General features: G+C 56.1%; 15 protein-coding genes. 6 read left to right on the forward strand and 9 right to left on the reverse strand.

All coding sequences use genetic code 11. The annotated features are described in order from the left end of the window. Positions 1-65 precede the first annotated feature (65 nt). From glmS to ELB75_RS08610, 6 genes are all read right to left on the reverse strand, one after another. Positions 66-1907: a glutamine--fructose-6-phosphate transaminase (isomerizing) gene (glmS, locus tag ELB75_RS08585; protein ID WP_126983566.1), complete on the reverse strand. Its 1842-nt coding sequence runs from the start codon at positions 1905-1907 to the stop codon at positions 66-68. Between the two features lie 175 nt (positions 1908-2082). Beyond that, positions 2083-5181, reverse strand: coding sequence for a type I restriction endonuclease subunit R (locus tag ELB75_RS08590; protein ID WP_126983567.1), 3099 nt, complete (start codon positions 5179-5181; stop codon positions 2083-2085). Between the two features lie 78 nt (positions 5182-5259). Further along, positions 5260-6396, reverse strand: a complete 1137-nt coding sequence (locus ELB75_RS08595; RefSeq protein ID WP_126983568.1) for a restriction endonuclease subunit S — start codon at positions 6394-6396, stop codon at positions 5260-5262. Between the two features lie 167 nt (positions 6397-6563). Next, positions 6564-7574 (reverse strand): virulence RhuM family protein, encoded by a 1011-nt coding sequence (locus ELB75_RS08600; protein WP_126983569.1) that lies wholly within the window; start codon positions 7572-7574, stop codon positions 6564-6566. Then, a complete protein-coding gene (locus ELB75_RS08605; RefSeq protein WP_164726861.1) occupies positions 7571-9112 on the reverse strand; it encodes a type I restriction-modification system subunit M in 1542 nt (513 codons plus the stop codon). Before ELB75_RS08605 ends, ELB75_RS08600 begins: the two co-directional genes overlap by 4 nt. Positions 9113-9181: 69 nt before the next feature. Then, on the reverse strand, positions 9182-9661 hold the full coding sequence (locus ELB75_RS08610) for a NemA protein (RefSeq protein WP_126983571.1): 480 nt from the start codon (positions 9659-9661) through the stop codon (positions 9182-9184). Between the two features lie 97 nt (positions 9662-9758). Here ELB75_RS08610 and ruvA point away from each other — a divergent pair, with 97 nt between their 5' ends. Both ruvA and nadD read left to right on the forward strand, forming a co-directional pair. Continuing rightward, positions 9759-10340, forward strand: coding sequence for a Holliday junction branch migration protein RuvA (ruvA, locus tag ELB75_RS08615; RefSeq protein WP_126983572.1), 582 nt, complete (start codon positions 9759-9761; stop codon positions 10338-10340). A 167-nt stretch (positions 10341-10507) separates the two neighbouring features. Further along, a complete protein-coding gene (gene nadD / locus ELB75_RS08620; RefSeq protein WP_126983573.1) occupies positions 10508-11122 on the forward strand; it encodes a nicotinate (nicotinamide) nucleotide adenylyltransferase in 615 nt (204 codons plus the stop codon). Between the two features lie 244 nt (positions 11123-11366). Here the strand turns inward: nadD and ELB75_RS08625 are convergent, their stop codons facing one another. Together ELB75_RS08625 and ELB75_RS08630 are read right to left on the reverse strand one after the other, a co-directional pair. After that, positions 11367-12281 (reverse strand): dialkylrecorsinol condensing enzyme, encoded by a 915-nt coding sequence (locus ELB75_RS08625; RefSeq protein ID WP_126983574.1) that lies wholly within the window; start codon positions 12279-12281, stop codon positions 11367-11369. Continuing rightward, positions 12278-12526 (reverse strand): hypothetical protein, encoded by a 249-nt coding sequence (locus tag ELB75_RS08630; RefSeq protein WP_126983575.1) that lies wholly within the window; start codon positions 12524-12526, stop codon positions 12278-12280. The genes ELB75_RS08625 and ELB75_RS08630 overlap by 4 nt, the downstream gene beginning before the upstream one ends. On the opposite strand from ELB75_RS08630, the gene mpl reads away from it, so the two are divergent. The 4 genes from mpl (at position 12512) to ELB75_RS08650 (ending at position 16019) form a co-directional block, all read left to right on the forward strand. Further along, positions 12512-13894 carry a UDP-N-acetylmuramate:L-alanyl-gamma-D-glutamyl-meso-diaminopimelate ligase gene (gene mpl, locus ELB75_RS08635; RefSeq protein WP_126983576.1) on the forward strand — a complete coding sequence of 461 codons (1383 nt, stop codon included), beginning with the start codon at positions 12512-12514 and terminating at the stop codon, positions 13892-13894. The genes ELB75_RS08630 and mpl overlap by 15 nt on opposite strands. Positions 13895-13962: 68 nt before the next feature. Beyond that, positions 13963-14280 (forward strand): hypothetical protein, encoded by a 318-nt coding sequence (locus ELB75_RS08640; protein WP_126983577.1) that lies wholly within the window; start codon positions 13963-13965, stop codon positions 14278-14280. Between the two features lie 79 nt (positions 14281-14359). Beyond that, the gene (locus ELB75_RS08645) at positions 14360-15469 is read left to right on the forward strand and encodes a methyltransferase (protein ID WP_126983578.1); all 1110 of its coding nucleotides are present in this window, start codon (positions 14360-14362) and stop codon (positions 15467-15469) included. 298 nt (positions 15470-15767) lie between these two features. Further along, positions 15768-16019: a BolA family protein gene (locus tag ELB75_RS08650; RefSeq protein ID WP_064090483.1), complete on the forward strand. Its 252-nt coding sequence runs from the start codon at positions 15768-15770 to the stop codon at positions 16017-16019. A gap of 132 nt (positions 16020-16151) precedes the next feature. Here ELB75_RS08650 and ELB75_RS08655 read toward each other — a convergent pair whose 3' ends face one another. Next, positions 16152-17345 carry a sugar transporter gene (locus tag ELB75_RS08655; RefSeq protein WP_126983579.1) on the reverse strand — a complete coding sequence of 398 codons (1194 nt, stop codon included), beginning with the start codon at positions 17343-17345 and terminating at the stop codon, positions 16152-16154. Between the last annotated feature and the right edge of the window lie 250 nt (positions 17346-17595).

The following is a 17595-nucleotide window of genomic DNA, read 5'->3' on the forward strand; positions in this document are numbered from 1 at the left end:
ACCCCAAACCAAAGGCTACCTGAAAGCCCAAAACTTTCAGGTAGCCTTTTTCCATTCCAGCCGCGCTATTCCACTGTTACCGATTTAGCCAGATTACGCGGTTTGTCCACATCCGTGCCGCGCACTAAGGCGGCGTGGTAGGCCAAAAGCTGTACGGGGATGGTGTGCACAATCGGCGAGAGCACGCCCACGTGGCGCGGGGTGCGGATGATGTGCACATTGGTGCTGGGCTGGAAGTTGCTGTCCAAATCGGTAAACACAAACAACTCGCCGCCGCGCGCACCCACTTCCTGCATATTGGCCTTCACTTTATCCAGCAGGCTGTCGTTCGGCGCAATCACCACCACGGGCATATTCGCATCCACCAGCGCCAAGGGGCCGTGTTTGAGCTCGCCGGCGGGGTATGCTTCGGCGTGGATATAGGTGATTTCTTTCAGTTTCAGCGCGCCTTCCAAGGCCACGGGATAGTGGATGCCTCGCCCTAAAAACAGGGCGCTGTTTTTCTCGGCGAATTTGTGCGCCCAGGCGGCAATCTGCGGCTCGAGGTTGAGCGCGTGTTGGATGCTGCCGGGCAGCTGGCGCAACTCTTCCATATAAGACTGCGTCTGCTGCTCGGAAACGTGGCCGCGCATTTTGCCCAGGGTAACCGCCAGCCCGAACAACACCACCAGCTGGGTGGTAAAGGCTTTGGTGGAAGCTACGCCGATTTCCACGCCGGCGCGAGTGTAGAGCACCAGTTCGCTCTCGCGCGGCAGAGCCGATTCCATCACGTTGCACACGGAAAGGCTGTGCTTCTGCCCCAGCGATTGTGCGTATTTCAGGGCTTCCATGGTGTCCAGCGTTTCGCCGGACTGGGATACGGTAATCACCAGCTGGTCGGGGCTGGCAATCACGTCGCGGTAGCGGTATTCGCTGGCGATTTCCACATCGGTCGGCACCCTGCCGATGGCTTCCAGCCAGTATTTGGCGGTGAGCGCGGCGTAGTAGGAAGTGCCGCAGGCCAAGATTTTGATGCTGCGGATATGCTCGAACACTTCCCGCGCTTTGGCACCGAAGTTTTCCGGCTCGAAGCCGCCGCCGAGGAAGACTTCGGCGGTGTCGGCAATTGCCTTGGGCTGTTCGTGAATTTCCTTCTGCATGAAGTGGCTGTAGGGGCCCAGCTCCAGCGAGGTGAGCGACAGCTCGGACACGCGTACTTCGCGTTTGGCTTCCTGCCCGCTGCGATCGACGAGGCGGCGGATGCCTTCGCTGCCCAATTCGGCAATGTCGCCGTCTTGCAGATACACAATGCGGCGCGTGAAAGCCACCACGGCAGAAACGTCTGATGCGGCAAAGGTTTCGCCCTCGCCCAAGGCCACCAGCAGCGGGCAGCCCATGCGTGCCACCACCAATTCTGCCGGTTTATCCTGCGCCATCACGGCAATGGCATACGCGCCGTGGAAACGCGCACAAGCAGTTTGCACGGCGGCAAACAGCTGATGCCCGTTGGCGGTGTACTCGTGGTGTACGCTGTGGGCAATCACTTCCGTATCGGTTTGCGATTCAAACACATAACCCAAGCCTTGCAGGCGGGCACGCTCTTCTTCGAAATTTTCGATGATGCCGTTGTGCACCACCGCAATCAGGCTACCTGAAATATGCGGATGCGCATTGGGCTCGGTTACGCCGCCGTGCGTGGCCCAGCGGGTGTGGCCGATGCCTATGTGGCCGCACAGGCCGGCTGCCTTGGCTGCGTCTTCCATCAGCTGTACGCGACCCACGCGGCGCACGCGCTCGATCACGCCCTGCTCCGTGCCCACCGCGATACCGGAAGAATCATAGCCCCGATACTCCAGCCGCTTCAGGCCGTCGGTGAGGAAATCCACCACATTCTGCTTGGCGCGTACCGCGCCCACAATACCGCACATTTCAAAGTCCTTCTATCTGTTGGGTTGCCAGCCGCCGAAGCGGCAAAAAATCGGGCAGATTATAGCAAACCAGGTTTCTACTGTTATTTTTGGGAAACAGGAAATTATTCCTAAAACGACAGCAGCATAAATACTTTCTTATTTCTATTGCCGATTTTAGCAAGAAGTTCTAAATTCACACACCATCTCCCACTCCCCTAAATTTCTCCACAAATGCCGAAATCTTCTGAAAAACACTTTGTTTCTTCGTCAAATACTGCGGGTTGAGCGGGCTCATTTTCGGCAGGGCTTCGGTCAGTTCCGTACCGTTTTCGCTGGCATAGCCGCGTTTGAGCGAGCCGGTCAAATAGCGTTTGGCGGCGGTTTCGTTCAGGCCTTCGGCGGTAATCAGCTCTGCGGCTTCGCGCCTCATCACTTCTTGCGCGTATGTGTAAAAGGTTTCCAGTATAGTGGGAACGTCGGGCACTTTGTCCAAATCCGTATCGTTGATGAAATCTACAATCAGGCTCTCTTTGGCTCGGTGGCCGATGCTGGCGCGGATGATGCGGCGGATTTCTTCCACCAGCTCCGCTTTGCCTTTGATTTTTTTGTGATGCTCGAAAACCAGTTGCAAGATGTAATCCAGATTGATTTCCTGCGATTTGAGCAAATCCACCTCAAAAACCACATCGTCCCAATCGATTTTTGATTGCTCTTTCTGTTCGCCTGCTTTTTGGCGGCGCAGCCAGTCGCGGATGTCGTTGTAGGCGGAACGGTAGTCCTGCACTGCCCTTTCAGACGGCATCGGCACTTTCCGCATTTCCTGCACATCTTCATCGCTCAGGTAGTATTTTTCCTGAAACGCCTTCATAGCATCTTCGTCCGCCGCATCCACATTCTGCAACTCGCGCAGGGCGGCAAATTCATCGTAGTTCTGCAATACGTTTTCCGCCCGCAGGTATTCACCGAAGAGCTTGGCAAAATCTTTTTTGTCTTTTTCCGTTTCGATTTTGTCGGGATAGGGGAAACGTTCGCGCAATTCTTTTGCCACATCCAAATAGCCGCGCCGCGCTTCGCCGGTCTGGCTGTCGGTATAGCCGTTCATGTATTCTTCGTAGCTTTTTTCCAGCACCACGTTTTTGGTGTTTTTGTCGCCAAACAGGGTAATCGCATCAACGGTTGCCTGCTCCAAATTGCGGAAGCAGACAATGTTGCCGAAGGTTTTGGTGGCATCATAAATGCGGTTGGTGCGCGAAAACGCCTGCATCAGGCCGTGATAGCGCAGATTTTTATCGACGAACAGCGTGTTCAGCGTCGGCGCGTCAAAACCCGTCAAAAACATGCCGACCACAATCAGCAAATCCACTTCCTGGTTTTTCACCCGTTTTGCCAAATCGCGGTAGTAGTTCTGAAAGGCTTTGCTGTCCGTGCCGAAATTGGTTTTGAAACAGGCGTTGTAATCGTTGATGGCAGCCTGCAAAAATTCTTTCGCGCTGCTGTCCATCGCTTCCGGTTCAAAGGTTTCATCGACAATTTCACCGACGGCATTTTGCTCTTCGTTGGCAGCAAAGGAAAAAATAGTAGCCACTTTCAACGGGTGCAGGCTGCCTGCCTGTTGTGTTTTGAACGCTTCGTAATAGCACTTCGCCGCATCCACGCTACTGACGGCAAACATGGCGTTAAAGCCTTTGCCGCCCGCATTCAGCCGGTGCGTTTTCTGCCTGAACTGGTTCAGGATATATTGCGTGATTTCGCGGATGCGTTCAGGGTGCAGCAGGGCTTGGCGGTTTTCGGCGGCACTCAGTTTCTTCTCGTCTTGTTCCGCTTCCACGGCTTTGAACTGCGGGCGCACATCGTTGTAATCCACTTTGAATTTCAATACTTTTTCATCGCGGATGGCATCGGTAATCACATAAGAATGCAACTCCCGCCCGAACACGCCCGCCGTGGTTTCCGCGCCCAAAGCGTTTTCAGGAAAAATCGGCGTACCGGTAAAGCCGAACTGGCAGAATTTCTTGAATTTCTTTTTCAGGTTTTTTTGCGCTTCGCCGAATTGCGCGCGGTGGCATTCGTCGAAAATAAATACAACCTGCTGATGGTAAACCGGCAGATTATCTTCACTCTTCATCAGGTTGTTCAGCTTTTGAATGGTGGTAACGATGATTTTGTTGTCGTCTTTTTCCAAATTGCGTTTCAAGCCCGCCGTGCTTTCCGAACCGTTTACGCTGTCGGGCGAAAAACGCTGGTATTCCTTCATCGTCTGATAGTCCAAATCCTTCCTGTCCACCACGAAGAAAACCTTGTCGATAAACGCCGATTCCGTCGCCAAACGTGCCGCCTTAAAGCTGGTCAGCGTTTTGCCGCTGCCCGTGGTGTGCCAGATATAGCCGCCGCTTTCCGGTTTGTTCCAATTCTTTGCCTGCGCCGAACTGTTGATTTTCCACAAAATGCGTTCGGCGGCGGCAATCTGATAAGGCCGCATAATCAGCAGCGTATCATTCGCATCGAACACGCTGTAATGCAGCAAAACGCTCAGCAATACGCTTTTCTGCAGGAACGTGGCGGTAAAGTCTTTCAAATCCTTAATCGGATTATTGTCCGACCGCGCCCAATTCATCGTGAAATCGAAGCTGTTTTTGTCGCGCTTGGTGGTGTTGGCGAAATAGCGTGTGTCCGTGCCGTTGGAAATCACGAAGATTTGCAGGAATTTAAACAGCGAATTTTCGCTGTTGAAGCTCTCTTTGCTGTAACGGTGCACCTGATTGAATGCTTCACGCACCGCCACACCGCGCTTTTTCAATTCAATCTGCACCAGCGGCAGGCCGTTTACCAACACGGTAACGTCATAGCGGTTTGCATGTGTGCCCGTCTGCTCAAACTGGTTGATAACCTGCACATGGTTGCGGGCAAGGTTTTTCTTGTCCAGCAGATAAATGTTTTTCAGACGGCCGTCATCAAAAGCGAAATCGTAAATATGGTCGTCGTGGATTTTGCGGGTTTTATCGGTAATGTTTTCAGACGGCCTGTCCAGATATTCCGTCAAAAACCGCGCCCATTCGCCGTCTGAAAACGCCACATCGTTCAGCCGCTGCAACTGCGCACGCAGGTTTTCCAGCAGCCTGCTCTGGCTGTTCAAATCCTTGCGGTATTCGTACCCCTGATTCTGCAAATCGGCGATTAACTCCGCTTCCAACTGATTTTCCGATTGGTAGCTGCTCGACTGTTCGATTTTTTCATATTGGTCGAGCACGATAAAATTCGGCGTTTCGGCGATGGGTTTGGTTTCGAGGTTCATGGGGTTGTCTCTTTGCAAGGTCGGATACGGTTAAACGGTCTTTGGGACAGGCTACCTGAAAACGTGCAGGCTGCTTTTTCAGGCAGCCTTGGGGAAGGCAAGCAGCTGTTCGCGGTAATATTCGTATTGTTTTCGGCGCAGGGCGATTTCGTGCGGCAGGCCTTCGCTGATGGAGTGGGTCAGGGTATCGAATTTGTCTAGGATGGCGACGATTTTTTCTTGTTCGGGGAGTGGGGGGATGGGGATTTTAATCTTATTTAAGATTGTCTGTGTAAGGCTTGGCCTTCCTGAACCTGTATCCAATGCCATTAAATCAATCGTTCTCATAAAATAGTAGAAAAATTTCGGCTTCAATTTACTGGTGTCTATTTCTGTGTAATAGATAGTATCAACATTCCAAAAAGGGAAATCCATATAAAAAATATTTGTGATAGACCCTTTTCTTGGAATCAAAACACTAGGTTTATCATATGCAAACGTATCCACATATCCCATTACGCCGCCTGAGCCATATACAGGAATATCGCCAGAGCTAAAATTTTTCCAATCTTTCCCATTCTTAATGTTTACCACCTCCCCCAACGTCTTCCAAACCACATCTTTCAGACGGCGTTTATAGCTATCAACTATCCCCCCCCCGATTTGATTGTCAAAATCTAAAATAAAGTCGCGGTAATACCGGTATTGGCGTTTGCGCAGGGCTAATTCTGCTTCCAGCGTAGCTTCCAGCTCGGTAAATTTGTCAAGAATTTTTACAATTTTTTGCTGAATTTCCAGAGACGGGATGGGGATTTTGATTTTTTCGATTGAGCCCCGCCCAAGTCTTGGAACGCTTGCTTTTCTAATTTGGCTTGTTAATTGGTGTCTTTCTGAAAGAAGAAAATAATATAAAAATTTGTCATGCAATATTTCTTTGGGGCAGTCAAAGTAATAACAATCATCGGCTGCCCAAAATTCAATATCGCTAAAACCGATTTCACCTGCTGCTCCTGCTGCAATCACAAAAGTCATATATGCCCTGCAATTCTGGTCGTCGTAAAATCCTAACGGTTGCAAACTATTTTGATACACAGGGTACTGTCCACTATCTTGTAGCTGGCTGCGAACCAATCTTTTACCTCTTGAGATGGGTACAACCTCCCCCAACGGCTTCCACTCCACCGGTGCCGTCTGAATCATCTCAATCAATTTTTTCGCTTTGCTTTGCATATCCATGGTTGTTTTCCGTTTCTTTCCCGCTGCGGCGGGATGTGGGGCGGTTGTGGGGTGGGTTTCAGCCCGCTATGTCCGTTTGCTGTTGTTTCTACGGGCTGAAGCCCGTCCTGCTTTCAGGCTGCCTGAAATGGTGTGCAGGCTGCTTTTTCAGGTAGCCTGAATCAGGGTTATTTTTTGCCGTCTTTTTTCTGTTTAAGCTGTTGCACGGCTGTTTTTTCCAACGCTTTAACGCTTTCCAGATAGGCTTGCTCCACCGGCGACAGGATGCGCGCTTCATAGGCGCGGTATTCGCGTTCGGCTTTCTGCTCTGCCTGTTTGCGGCTGATGCTGCCTGCACCCTGTAATGTGCCTTGGCCGTACAGCCCGGAAAATTTGTCCAATTCGGCTATCCAGTCGCGCATATACATGGGGCTTTGCTCCTGCGCTTTGATTTCCGCCAGGTCGAAGAAGGCGGAAACCAGACGGTTCAGGCGGAACAGTTCGTCTTCGGTCAGGTAGTTTTTGGCGATTTTGGCTTCATTCAGGGTGGGGATTGCGCCTTGAAAGGTGGTCAGCCCCATAAAGTCTTTGCTGCTGTCGGCACGGCTGTATATCAGTTCGGCTGCGGTTTGCCGGCTGGCGGCATAGTGCAGTTTGTTTTGAACGGCGGCAAAAAAGGTTTGGCTTTCGCTGCTTTTGGGGTTGTAGTCTTGGCTGGTGGCGTATAAATCAAGCACTTGCCGGTATAGGGCTTTTTCGCTGCTGCGAATGTCGCGAATGCGGTTGAGCAGTTCTTTCCAATAGTCGCCGCCGCCTGTGCCTTTCAGGCGTTCGTCGTCTATGGCAAAGCCTTTGGTCAGATATTCGTCCAGCCGTTCCGTTGCCCATTGGCGGAATTGGGTGCCGCGCGCGGAACGGACGCGGTAGCCGACGGCAATAATCATGGGCAGGGAATAGTATTTGCGCTGCCGTCTGATGGTTCTGCCGCCCTCTGTTTGAACTTGTAAGGATTTCTTACAAGTTGCCTCTTCTGTTAATTCTCCTTCCCGATAAACAGCTCGGATATGCTGCGTGATGCCTTGCGGTGTAATTTGGTACAGCTCCGCCAAATCTGCCTGGGTCAGCCACAATTGTTCGTCAAATTCTTGCAAGGCGAATTGGGCGGTGCCGTCGTTGGCGGTGTAAAGGATGATGCTCATGCCTCTATCTCCGCAATGACGTCATCTATCTCGCGGCGCAGCCGTTCGATTTTGGCAACGGTTTCGCTGATTTCGGCGTTGAGCTGTTTGATGTCGATGATTTCGCGAGTGTCTTCGGCTTCGACGTAGCTGCTGACGGCGAGGTTGTAGCCGTTGTCTTTGACGGTTTGCTGGGCAGCGTTTTGGGCGATATGCGGCACATCGGCTTTATCGGCGAAGAGTTTGACGATTTCGGCAATATGTTCTTCGGTTAAGACGTTGTTGTTGGTTTCTTTTTTAAAGAAGCCGCTTGCGTCGATAAATTGGATGTCGGTATTGTCTTTGTGTTTGGACAAAACCAGGATATTGACGGCGATGCTGGTGCCGTAAAAGAGATTGGGTGCAAGGGCAATCACGGTTTCCACGTAGTTGCCCTCCACCAGATATTGGCGGATTTTCTGCTCTGCACCGCCGCGATAGAAAATGCCGGGGAATGAGACGATGGCGGCGCGGCCTCTGCCGGAAAGGTAGTTCAGTGCGTGCAGGATGAAGGCAAAATCGGCTTTGGATTTCGGGGCGAGTACGCCTGCGGGGGCAAAGCGGTCGTCATTGATTAAGGTGGGGTCGTCGCTGCCTATCCAGTTGATGGAATAAGGCGGATTGGAGACGATGGCATCAAAGGGTTTGCCGTCTTTGAGCTTGGGGTTGGTCAGTGTGTCGCCCAATTCGATGTGGAATTGGTTGTAATTGATGTTGTGCAGGAACATGTTCATGCGGGCGAGGTTGTAGGTGGTGTGGTTGATTTCCTGCCCGAAAAAGCCTTCTTCGATGATGTGCTCGTCAAACTGTTTTTTCGCCTGCAAGAGCAGGCTGCCCGAGCCGCAGGCGGGGTCATAGATTTTGTTGACTTTCTCCTGTCCGTGCACCGCCAGCCGCGCAATCAGTTTGGATACGTTTTGCGGGGTGAAAAATTCGCCGCCGGATTTGCCTGCGTTGGCAGCGTAGTTGGAAATCAGGTATTCGTAGGCATCGCCGAAAAGGTCGATGTGGTGGTCTTCAAAATTGCCAAAATCGAGTTCCGCCACGCCTTTGAGGACGGCGGCAAGGCGTTTGTTCTTGTCGGCAACTGTGCTGCCGAGCCGGCTGCTGGTGGTGTCGAAGTCGTCAAACAGGCCTTTAATGTCTTGTTCGGACAGATAGCCGGAGGCGGAGCTTTCAATCGCGGTAAAAATTTCTTTCAGCTTGGTGTTAAGCTCTTCATTTTGATGGGCTTCGGCGGCAATATTGCAAAAAAGCTGGCTGGGGTAGATGAAATAACCTTTGACTTTGACAGCATCGTCTTTGATTTCGGGCGTGATGATGCTGTCCGGCATGGCGGCGTAATCAATACTGCTGTCGCCGGCCTGCATATGGTCGGTGAAGTTTTCGCTGATAAAGCGGTAGAAAAGTGTGCCAAGAACGTATTGTTTAAAGTCCCAGCCATCCACCGCACCGCGTACTTCGTCGGCGATTTTCCAGATTTGGCGGTGCAGTTGGGCGCGTTGTTGGGTGGCGGTCATGATACTCTCCTAATTTCCTTTATCCATAAAATTAAAACTTACCAAGTTAACACTTATATAAACAAATACTCAATACGAAGCCGACACCATCTTACCGTCTCTAAAATTCTGCTGATACAGAATATTGCCGTTGATGGCATAAGTGGTGAGCACCCCGTTTTGCGGATGGGCGCGGAAATCATACAGGCTCTCGCGGGTGAGCAGCATGGCATCGCTGCGCTTCTGCCCGCTTTCGTAAAAATCCTGCACCAAATAACCCCTGCCCTGGCGGCTCAGCAGCTGGCGGTAGTAGCCGCCCTTCACTTCGTTTGGCACCGCCTTACCCTGCGCATCGAAATACGTAACCACCTGCTCTTCGATAATACGCAAACCGCCCAAATCCTGCACATTGCTGCCGTTATTCCGGCTGCCCACCGGAATACTCAAACCCGTACCCACGCCCAGATGGCGGCCGGCAACGCCCAAGCCCAGCAGCACATTGCTGCCCAAACAGCCGGCCAACAGCGCAACGCAGGCGGCAGCCGCAAAATTCCGTTGTTTCATCATCATTCCCCCTTAAATCCAATCAAAATCAATGCCCGATTATAACCCGTTTGAATAAACCGATATAATGCCCCTCTTCCCATTTTTCAGGTAGCCTCATCCCATGATCAGCAAGCTCACCGGCCAACTCATCGAAGCCATCCCCCCGCAAGTCGTTATCGACATAAACGGCATCGCCTACGAAGCCGACGTTTCCATGCAAACCTTCTACACCCTGCCCCCCGTGGGCGAAACCGTCTCGCTCTACACCCAGCTCATCGTGCGCGAAGATGCCCACCTTCTCTTCGGCTTCGGCAGCCACAGCGAACGCAACACCTTCCGCCAGCTCATCAAAGTGAGCGGCATCGGCGCCAAAACCGCGCTCGGCATCCTTTCTGCCATGAGCGCCGACGAACTCGCCGCCGCCATCGCCGCCGAAGACATCAAACGCCTCTCCTCCGCCCCCGGCATCGGCAAGAAAACCGCCGAACGCATGGTGCTCGAACTGCGCGGCAAACTCACCGCCTCCGGCGGCGTCCAAGCCCAGCCCGCCGCCCAAGCAGGCGACAGCAGCGAAGACATCGTCAGCACCCTGCTCGCCCTGGGCTACAACGAAAAAGAAGCCCGTGCCGCCGCCAAAGGCATCCCGCCCGGCACCGAAGTGGGCGAAGGCGTGCGTTTAGCCCTGAAAAACCTGCTGAAATAAACAGATAAAGGCTACCTGAAACTGAACCAACCATTTTCAGGTAGCCTCTTGATTGCCAAACAACACTGTCAATACAAGGCGGCGAGCCAATGCCGCAGCACAAAGTTAAGCTAATTGGCGCTGCCCACCCAAAGGCTACCTGAACCCCCAAGCAAAGGAACCCCACCATGCCCCGCATCGGTCTCTTCGGCGGCACCTTCGACCCCATCCACAACGGCCACCTGCACATCGCCCGCAGCTTTGCCGACGAGCTGGATTTAGAAAGCGTCATCCTCCTGCCCGCCGGCGACCCCTACCACAAAACCACCCCCCGTACCGCCGCCCAGCACCGCCTCGCCATGGCCGAAATCGCCGCCCAAGCCGATTCCCGCCTTGCCGTGAGCGACTGCGACATCGTCCGCCAGGGCGCCACCTACACCCATGATACTGTGCAAATCTTCCGCCAACACTTCCCCACTGCCGAGCTCTGGCTGCTCATCGGCATGGACAGCCTGCTGCAACTGCACACCTGGCACCGTTGGCAAAACCTCGTGCACCAATGCCGCATCGCCGCCGCCCCCCGCCCCGGCAGCAACCTCGCCCAAGCTCCTGCCCCACTCCAAAGTTGGCTGGCGGAAGCCCTGCCCCAAGGCCGCCTGCACATCCTGCAAGCCGAGCCGCTGCCCATCAGCTCCAGCCAAATCCGCCAGCAGCTCGCCGCCGAACACACCAGCCCCGACCTCCCCCCCGCCGTGCTCGGCTATATCCAACAACACCAACTGTATTGCCATACCGGCGCATAAAATTTCAGGTAGCCTTGGCGGAACAGAGGCTACCTGAAAACCAAACCCAACACATCGCCTGCGGCCGGCCTAAAAGATTTCGGCACACGCCCCGCCGCAAAAAAAAACACACCCCCTTTCCCACCAGGTCAGCCCGCCTTACCGTACGGCCTGCAGCCCGCCGCCTGATACGGGAAAATCATTATTGCAGCCAAACGCGGCGCAACAAAAAGGGCCGCCCGATTTCTCAAGCAGCCCATCCGCCTCACTCACCCGAAGGCGCGGCATAATATTCCCGCTCCCGCCGCATTTTTTCCCGCCGCAGCGGCGCAAGCAAGGTTTTGAGCAGTGCGCCGATCGGCACCACGGTGAGGATAATCCCCAACAAAAACACGATATACGCGCACAACACCAGCCGCCTCAACAGAGGCGACACCCGCCCGGCAGCCATCGCCAGCCTGCCCCACACCGCAAAGCTGCGCTGAGCCGCCCGTTCGCCGGAAATCAGCCTTTCATTGGTTTTCACCGCGCCCATGCGTTGCAGCAGCGTTTCGTCTAATGCTTCATCGTGCTGCAGAGCCTCGGCGACACGCCGCCCGAAACGCGCAGCATCGGCGATTTCCGCTTCGCTGATGCCCGCAGGCGGCAGCCACGATACCGCCTGCCGTTTGCCGGTAAACATCCACAGCGGCGTGGTGATGAAGCTCGCCGCGCTGCCGCATTGGTCGATTTTCACCACATTGCCCACCAGCCGCGCGCCCGCACCGGCCAGTAAGCGTTTCATTTTTTCTTGCGCCATAAGCCACATATTGCGACAGCCGATGAGCGTGATCACCGGCGTATCGCGCAACACGCGCCGCGCGGCTTCGCTTTGCAGAAACGCCGTAACCGGCTGGGCGGGCGACAAAAACCACACGCTGTAGGCAATCACCACCAAATCATAGCGCTCATGCGCCAGCTTCGGCGGCTCGATGGGCGCGGGCTGCAAATGCACGGTTTCGGGAAAGGCATCGAAAAACGGCAGGAAACGCCACGGAAACGCAAACGGCCGCTGCGGCCGCAGCACCACATCGTCCACCTCGATTCCTTCCGCGCCGCGCACATCGCGCAGGAAACTCTCCTTCAGGCGCGCCAACTGCCCGCTCTGCGAATACGACACCACCAACACACGTTTGTTCATGCTTTATCCGGCTGCAAATGTAAAAACGGCGCGATTCTAAGTTTTAGCGGTTTTATTGTCAAATCAAGGGGTTTATCCGAAAGGCTACCTGAAGCCGCATCATCAATATTTTCAACCGCCGCCCGCAGGCGGCTTTTTGTTCCGCCGAAAGCCGCCCAAGCATCAAATGCCCGATGCCGCACCAATCCGTTATAATTCTGCCTTTCCATTTCCAGATAAGGCTTTCGGCTATGCAACACATCCACATTATCGGCATCGGCGGCACATTTATGGGCGGGCTGGCCGCCATCGCCCAGGAAGCGGGCTTCAAAGTGAGCGGCTGCGACGCCAAAATGTATCCGCCGATGAGCACGCAGCTGGCCGATTTGGGCATTGCCGTGCACGAAGGCTTCGATGCGGAGCAACTGAACGAATTTCCCGCCGATGTGTATGTGGTCGGCAATGTGGCCAAGCGCGGCATGCCGGTGATCGAGGCCATTTTGAATCGCGGCCTGCCTTATGTGTCCGGCCCGCAATGGCTGGCCGAAAACGTGCTGCACGGCCGCTGGGTGCTCGGCGTGGCCGGTACGCACGGCAAAACCACCACCGCCTCCATGCTGGCCTGGGTGTTGGAATACGCCGGCCTAGCCCCCGGCTTCCTCATCGGCGGCATCCCGCAAAACTTCGGCATTTCCGCCCGCCTGCCGCAGGCGCCCGAAGCCGATCCGGCCGGCCGCTCGCCGTTCTTCGTGATTGAAGCCGACGAATACGACACCGCCTTCTTCGACAAGCGCAGCAAATTCGTGCACTACCGCCCGCGCACCGCCATTCTGAACAACCTCGAATACGACCACGCCGACATTTTCCCCAACCTCGCCGCCATCCAAACCCAGTTCCACCACCTGGTGCGCACCATCCCGGGCAACGGCCTGATTGTGTGCAACGGCCGCGAAGAGAGCCTGCAAACCGTGTTGGCGCAAGGTTGCTGGACGCCGGTGGAAAGCTTCGGCAACGCAGAAGGCTGGCAGGCCGGCGAGCCGGACGGAAACGGCGCATTCGATGTGCTGCACCACGGCCAAACCGTCGGCCATATCGCCTGGCAGCTGTTGGGCGAACACAACCGCCTCAACGCGCTGGCCGTGATCGCCGCCGCCCGCCATGCCGGCGTGAGTATTCAGGTAGCCTGCGAAGCGCTTTCGCAATTCCAAAACGTGAAGCGGCGCATGGAAGTGAAAGGCTGCGTGCGCGGCATCACCGTGTATGACGACTTCGCCCACCACCCCACCGCTATTGCCACCACCGTGGCCGGCCTGCGGCAGAAAGTGGGCGGCGCGCGCATCATCGCCGTGCTCGAACCGCGCTCCAACACCATGAAGCTCGGCAGCATGAAAGCCGCCCTGCCGGAAAGCCTGGCCGAAGCCGACCAAGTGTTCTGCTACGGCGGCGGCGTGGAATGGGACGTGGCCGCCGCCCTCGCCCCGCTCGGCGGCAAACTGCACACCGGCAACGATTTCGACGCCTTCGTGAAAAGCATCCTGAGCAACGCCCAAAGCGGCGACCACATCCTCGTGATGAGCAACGGCGGCTTCGGCGGGATTCATCAGAAGCTACTGGACGGCTTGGCGCGGGAGTGAAATAAGTTTTCAGGTAGCCTTTTCGCGCATGAGGCTACCTGAAAAATCAACCCACCTGGAAAAGTACCATGGACAAAACCCGTTTTACCGCCCTCGCCCTTATCCTGCCCGGCCTGCACCTGCTGTTCGCCCTGTGGCTCGTGCGCAGCGGCATCACTTATCCGTTTATCCTGAAATTCCACGCCCTTTTCCCCGCATTATTTGCCGTGGCCTTTATCAAACGGATGGAATACTGCGGCAGCTTCGGCAGCGGCCGGGTGCGGCTGCTGCTGCTCGCATTGCTGCTTTCCTGTTTTGCCGCCACCCTGTACCCGCCGCTGTTTTTGTGCGTGCTGCTCTGCTACGCCCTCGCCGCCCGGCACGGCATCCGCGCAGGCTGCGATTGAACCGCCCATACTTTTTCACCTCCGTCCATCAGGCTACCTGAAATCTTAAACAGAGCGAACCCAAGCCAAACACTCCGCCATGCCCCACACCCTCACCTGGCAAGAACAAGGCCAAACCCGCCAAGCCCAATGGCGCAACACCGCCGCGCAAAAACCGCCCGCCGCGCTCGCCGTGGCCGCGCCCGCCCTTTCCGCCCAAGCCGCGCTCAACAGTTTCCGCCAAGGCCAAGCCCTGCTTTGGCGCGGCGATTATCATCAGGCCGTTCAGCTGCTCTCCGCCGTGAAACGCCAGCTTCCCGCCGCTGCCTCGCCCGATTTCCACACCCACCGCATGCAACAGGCGCAACGCAGCCGACTGGCTAACATGCTGCTGGTGGAAATCGATGCCGGCTATCGGCTGAATCTGCGCCGCGCCCCCGACGTATCCGCCGCCCTGGCCGACGTGTTCGGCGAACCAAACAGCGAGCCGTTCCTGTTGCCGCTCAACCTGCTGCTCGGCTTCATCGGCGCCCACCAATGGCACAAAAAAGGCGTGGAAATCCCCGCCCTCGGCGCGCGTATCCATGTGCCGTTCGGCGTGTTCTCCCCCTTGCGCGGCGAGTATCTCGGCCTGATCGCCGCCGCACCCCTGCCGCCCCGCACCCGGAGCGCCTTCGACATCGGCACCGGCAGCGGCGTGATTGCCGCCCTGCTCGCCCGGCGCGGCCTCCAAACGGTTACCGCCACCGACAACAGCCCCCGCGCCGTCGCCTGCGCCCGCGCCAATTTCCAACGCCTCGGCCTGCCCCAAATCCGGCTGCTGCAAACCGACCTTTTCCCCGAAGGCTGCGCCGACCTGATCGTTTGCAACCCGCCCTGGCTGCCCGCCAAACCCGCCGCCGACATCGAAACCGCCCTCTACGATCCCGGCAGCGCCATGCTGCAAGCCTTTTTGCAACAAGCCCCCGCCCGCCTCAATCCCGGCGGGCAAATCTGGCTTATCATGTCCGACCTTGCCGAACACCTCGGCCTGCGCCAACCGAATGAACTGGCCGAACGCATCGCCGCCGCCGGCCTCGCCGTCAGCCAACGCCTCGACACCCGCCCGCAACACCCCAAAAGCCGCGATGCCGCCAACCCCCTCGCCGCCGCCCGGCTGCACGAAACCGTGAGCCTATATGTTTTGCAGCCCGCCGCAGAGGCTACCTGAAGCTTAAGCCGCAACGAAAGCGAAACCGCAATAGAGCGGGAGCGCGGCTTCCGCCAAATCGCCGCCCGCACAGGCTGGTTTGCAAACCGCATCAAAGTTTCAGGTAGCCCCTTACGCGACACAGGCTACCTGAAACTTTTTAAGCGCCGCCCAACACAAACAAAGCGCACCCTACCGGTTTACGGTAGAATACGCCCCTCACACAAACCCCGATAGCGGGTTCGCAAAAACAGAACAAGGCGGCGAGCCGCCGCAGCGTTTTTGTGAATCCGTTATAAGCAATCAATAAGGAATCCACATGCTCACTCCCGAACAAGTCCAAGCCATGATTGGCGAAGTCATCAATGCCGAAATGATCCAAGTGGAAGGCGACGGCCATCACTTTTTTGCCGCCATCGTTTCCGCCGATTTTGAAGGCAAACCCCGCCTCGCCCGCCACCGCCTGATCAAAGACGGCCTCGCCGACCGGCTGGCCAGCAACGAACTGCACGCCCTTTCCATCTCCGTAGCCGCCACTCCCGCCGAGTGGGCAGCCAAAAACGGCAAATAAAACACCGCCGCGCCATATCAAAAGGCTACCTGAAAACACCATTCTGTTTTCAGGTAGCCTTTTAAATTTAAATCAGGACAAGGCGAAACGCCGTACTGTTTTTTGTTAATCCACTATACATCCGGCACAGCCTCAAGCCTGCTTGTCTTTAAACCCGAGCTGCGTCCATGCAAAGACGGCCAATGCCACGGCGGCGATGGCGGCACCCACCCAGCCCAACGCACCCATCCCCCAGTGGCGCGAGATGATGCCGCCCAAGAGCGCGCCGCCGCCGATGCCGATGTTGTAGCTGCCCGAGTAAATCGCATTGGCCACATCGGTGGCATCCGGCGCATAGCGGATTACGTGGGCAATCATGCTCAAGCCCAACACGCCGATGCCGATACCCCAAACCAGCGAGAGCGCAAACATCATCGCCTCTCCACCGCCCAAAGGCTTCAACAGCAGCAGGGAAACCAGCAGCAGCGCCGCCGAGCCGATCAGGGTGGGGTTGGGGTGCTTCGGGTAGAAGCGCGAATACAGCCAGCTGGCCGCCATGCCCGACAGGCCGAACACCAGCAACACCGCCGTGGCCGTATCCGGCGGCATATGGGTGATTTCCAGCACATAAGGCTCGATGTAGCTATAGGCCGTGAAATGCGCGCTCACAATCAGCACCGCCATCGCATACATCCCCAACAGGCGCGGGCGTTTGGCCAATAGCGGCAGGCTTTTGAGCGAACCCGCGTTTTTGCTTTCCAGGCGCGGCAGGATTTTGGCCAACAGCACCATCACGCCCAAGGCCAGCACGCCGATCAGCGCGAAGGTAAACCGCCAGCCCAGCCACTGCCCCACCAGCCGCCCCAGCGGCAAGCCCAACACCGTGGCCATGGAAGTGCCCAGCGACATCCAGCCCAAAGCCTGCTGCCGCCTGCCCGCCGGCGCCAGGCGCATCACCAGCGAAGCGGTAATGGCCCAAAACAGCGCGTGGGTGAGCGCAATCAGCACGCGCGACACCAAGAGCACGGGAAAGCTCCATGCCACGGCCGACAGCCCGTGCCCGGCCACAAACACAACAAACAACGCCAGCAGCAGCCTGCGCCGCTCCGCATTGGCCACCAGCAGCATCAGCGGCAGCGAAGCCAGCGACACCACCCAGGCATACACGGTAATCATGATGCCCGTGTCGGCGGCAGACATATTGAAGCCCTTGCCGATGTCGGTGAGCATGGCGATGGGGATGAATTCGGTGGTGCACACCACAAAGGCGGCCACCGACATGGCGAACACGCGCAGATAGGCCAGCAGAATGGGGGCGTGGGGGTGATGTTTGAGTATTTTGAGCATAATGTGCGGAAAGGATGAATTGTTTTTCAGGTAGCCTTGGGGACATATGGGTTAAATATGACAGGCCGAATAGGCTTTCGATGCAAGGCTGGGCAACGCCGTAATCAAAATCCAGTTGTTTTGTGTCATCGCTTGAAACCCGCTAGGAAGCAGGCAGCTTCTTGGCTATATTGCGCCCCAATCCCGGCCTGCCGCCCGCCTTCCATTCCGGGCACGCTGGCTGTCCGCCAACGCTTCAAAGAAAACAAGC

Source organism: Eikenella corrodens, from assembly GCF_003990355.1.
GTDB classification, from domain to species: Bacteria; Pseudomonadota; Gammaproteobacteria; order Burkholderiales; family Neisseriaceae; genus Eikenella; species Eikenella corrodens_B.

Bases quoted from the DNA above. Each gene is read 5' to 3' on its own strand.
- glmS (WP_126983566.1), bottom strand. From the start codon at position 1,907: ATGTGCGGTATTGTGGGCGCGGTACGCGCCAAGCAGAATGTGGTGGAT.
- ELB75_RS08590 (WP_126983567.1), bottom strand. From the start codon at position 5,181: ATGAACCTCGAAACCAAACCCATCGCCGAAACGCCGAATTTTATCGTG.
- ELB75_RS08595 (WP_126983568.1), bottom strand. From the start codon at position 6,396: ATGGATATGCAAAGCAAAGCGAAAAAATTGATTGAGATGATTCAGACG.
- ELB75_RS08600 (WP_126983569.1), bottom strand. From the start codon at position 7,574: ATGAGCATCATCCTTTACACCGCCAACGACGGCACCGCCCAATTCGCC.
- ELB75_RS08605 (WP_164726861.1), bottom strand. From the start codon at position 9,112: ATGACCGCCACCCAACAACGCGCCCAACTGCACCGCCAAATCTGGAAA.
- ELB75_RS08610 (WP_126983571.1), bottom strand. From the start codon at position 9,661: ATGATGATGAAACAACGGAATTTTGCGGCTGCCGCCTGCGTTGCGCTG.
- ruvA (WP_126983572.1), top strand. From the start codon at position 9,759: ATGATCAGCAAGCTCACCGGCCAACTCATCGAAGCCATCCCCCCGCAA.
- nadD (WP_126983573.1), top strand. From the start codon at position 10,508: ATGCCCCGCATCGGTCTCTTCGGCGGCACCTTCGACCCCATCCACAAC.
- ELB75_RS08625 (WP_126983574.1), bottom strand. From the start codon at position 12,281: ATGAACAAACGTGTGTTGGTGGTGTCGTATTCGCAGAGCGGGCAGTTG.
- mpl (WP_126983576.1), top strand. From the start codon at position 12,512: ATGCAACACATCCACATTATCGGCATCGGCGGCACATTTATGGGCGGG.
- ELB75_RS08640 (WP_126983577.1), top strand. From the start codon at position 13,963: ATGGACAAAACCCGTTTTACCGCCCTCGCCCTTATCCTGCCCGGCCTG.
- ELB75_RS08645 (WP_126983578.1), top strand. From the start codon at position 14,360: ATGCCCCACACCCTCACCTGGCAAGAACAAGGCCAAACCCGCCAAGCC.
- ELB75_RS08650 (WP_064090483.1), top strand. From the start codon at position 15,768: ATGCTCACTCCCGAACAAGTCCAAGCCATGATTGGCGAAGTCATCAAT.
- ELB75_RS08655 (WP_126983579.1), bottom strand. From the start codon at position 17,345: ATGCTCAAAATACTCAAACATCACCCCCACGCCCCCATTCTGCTGGCC.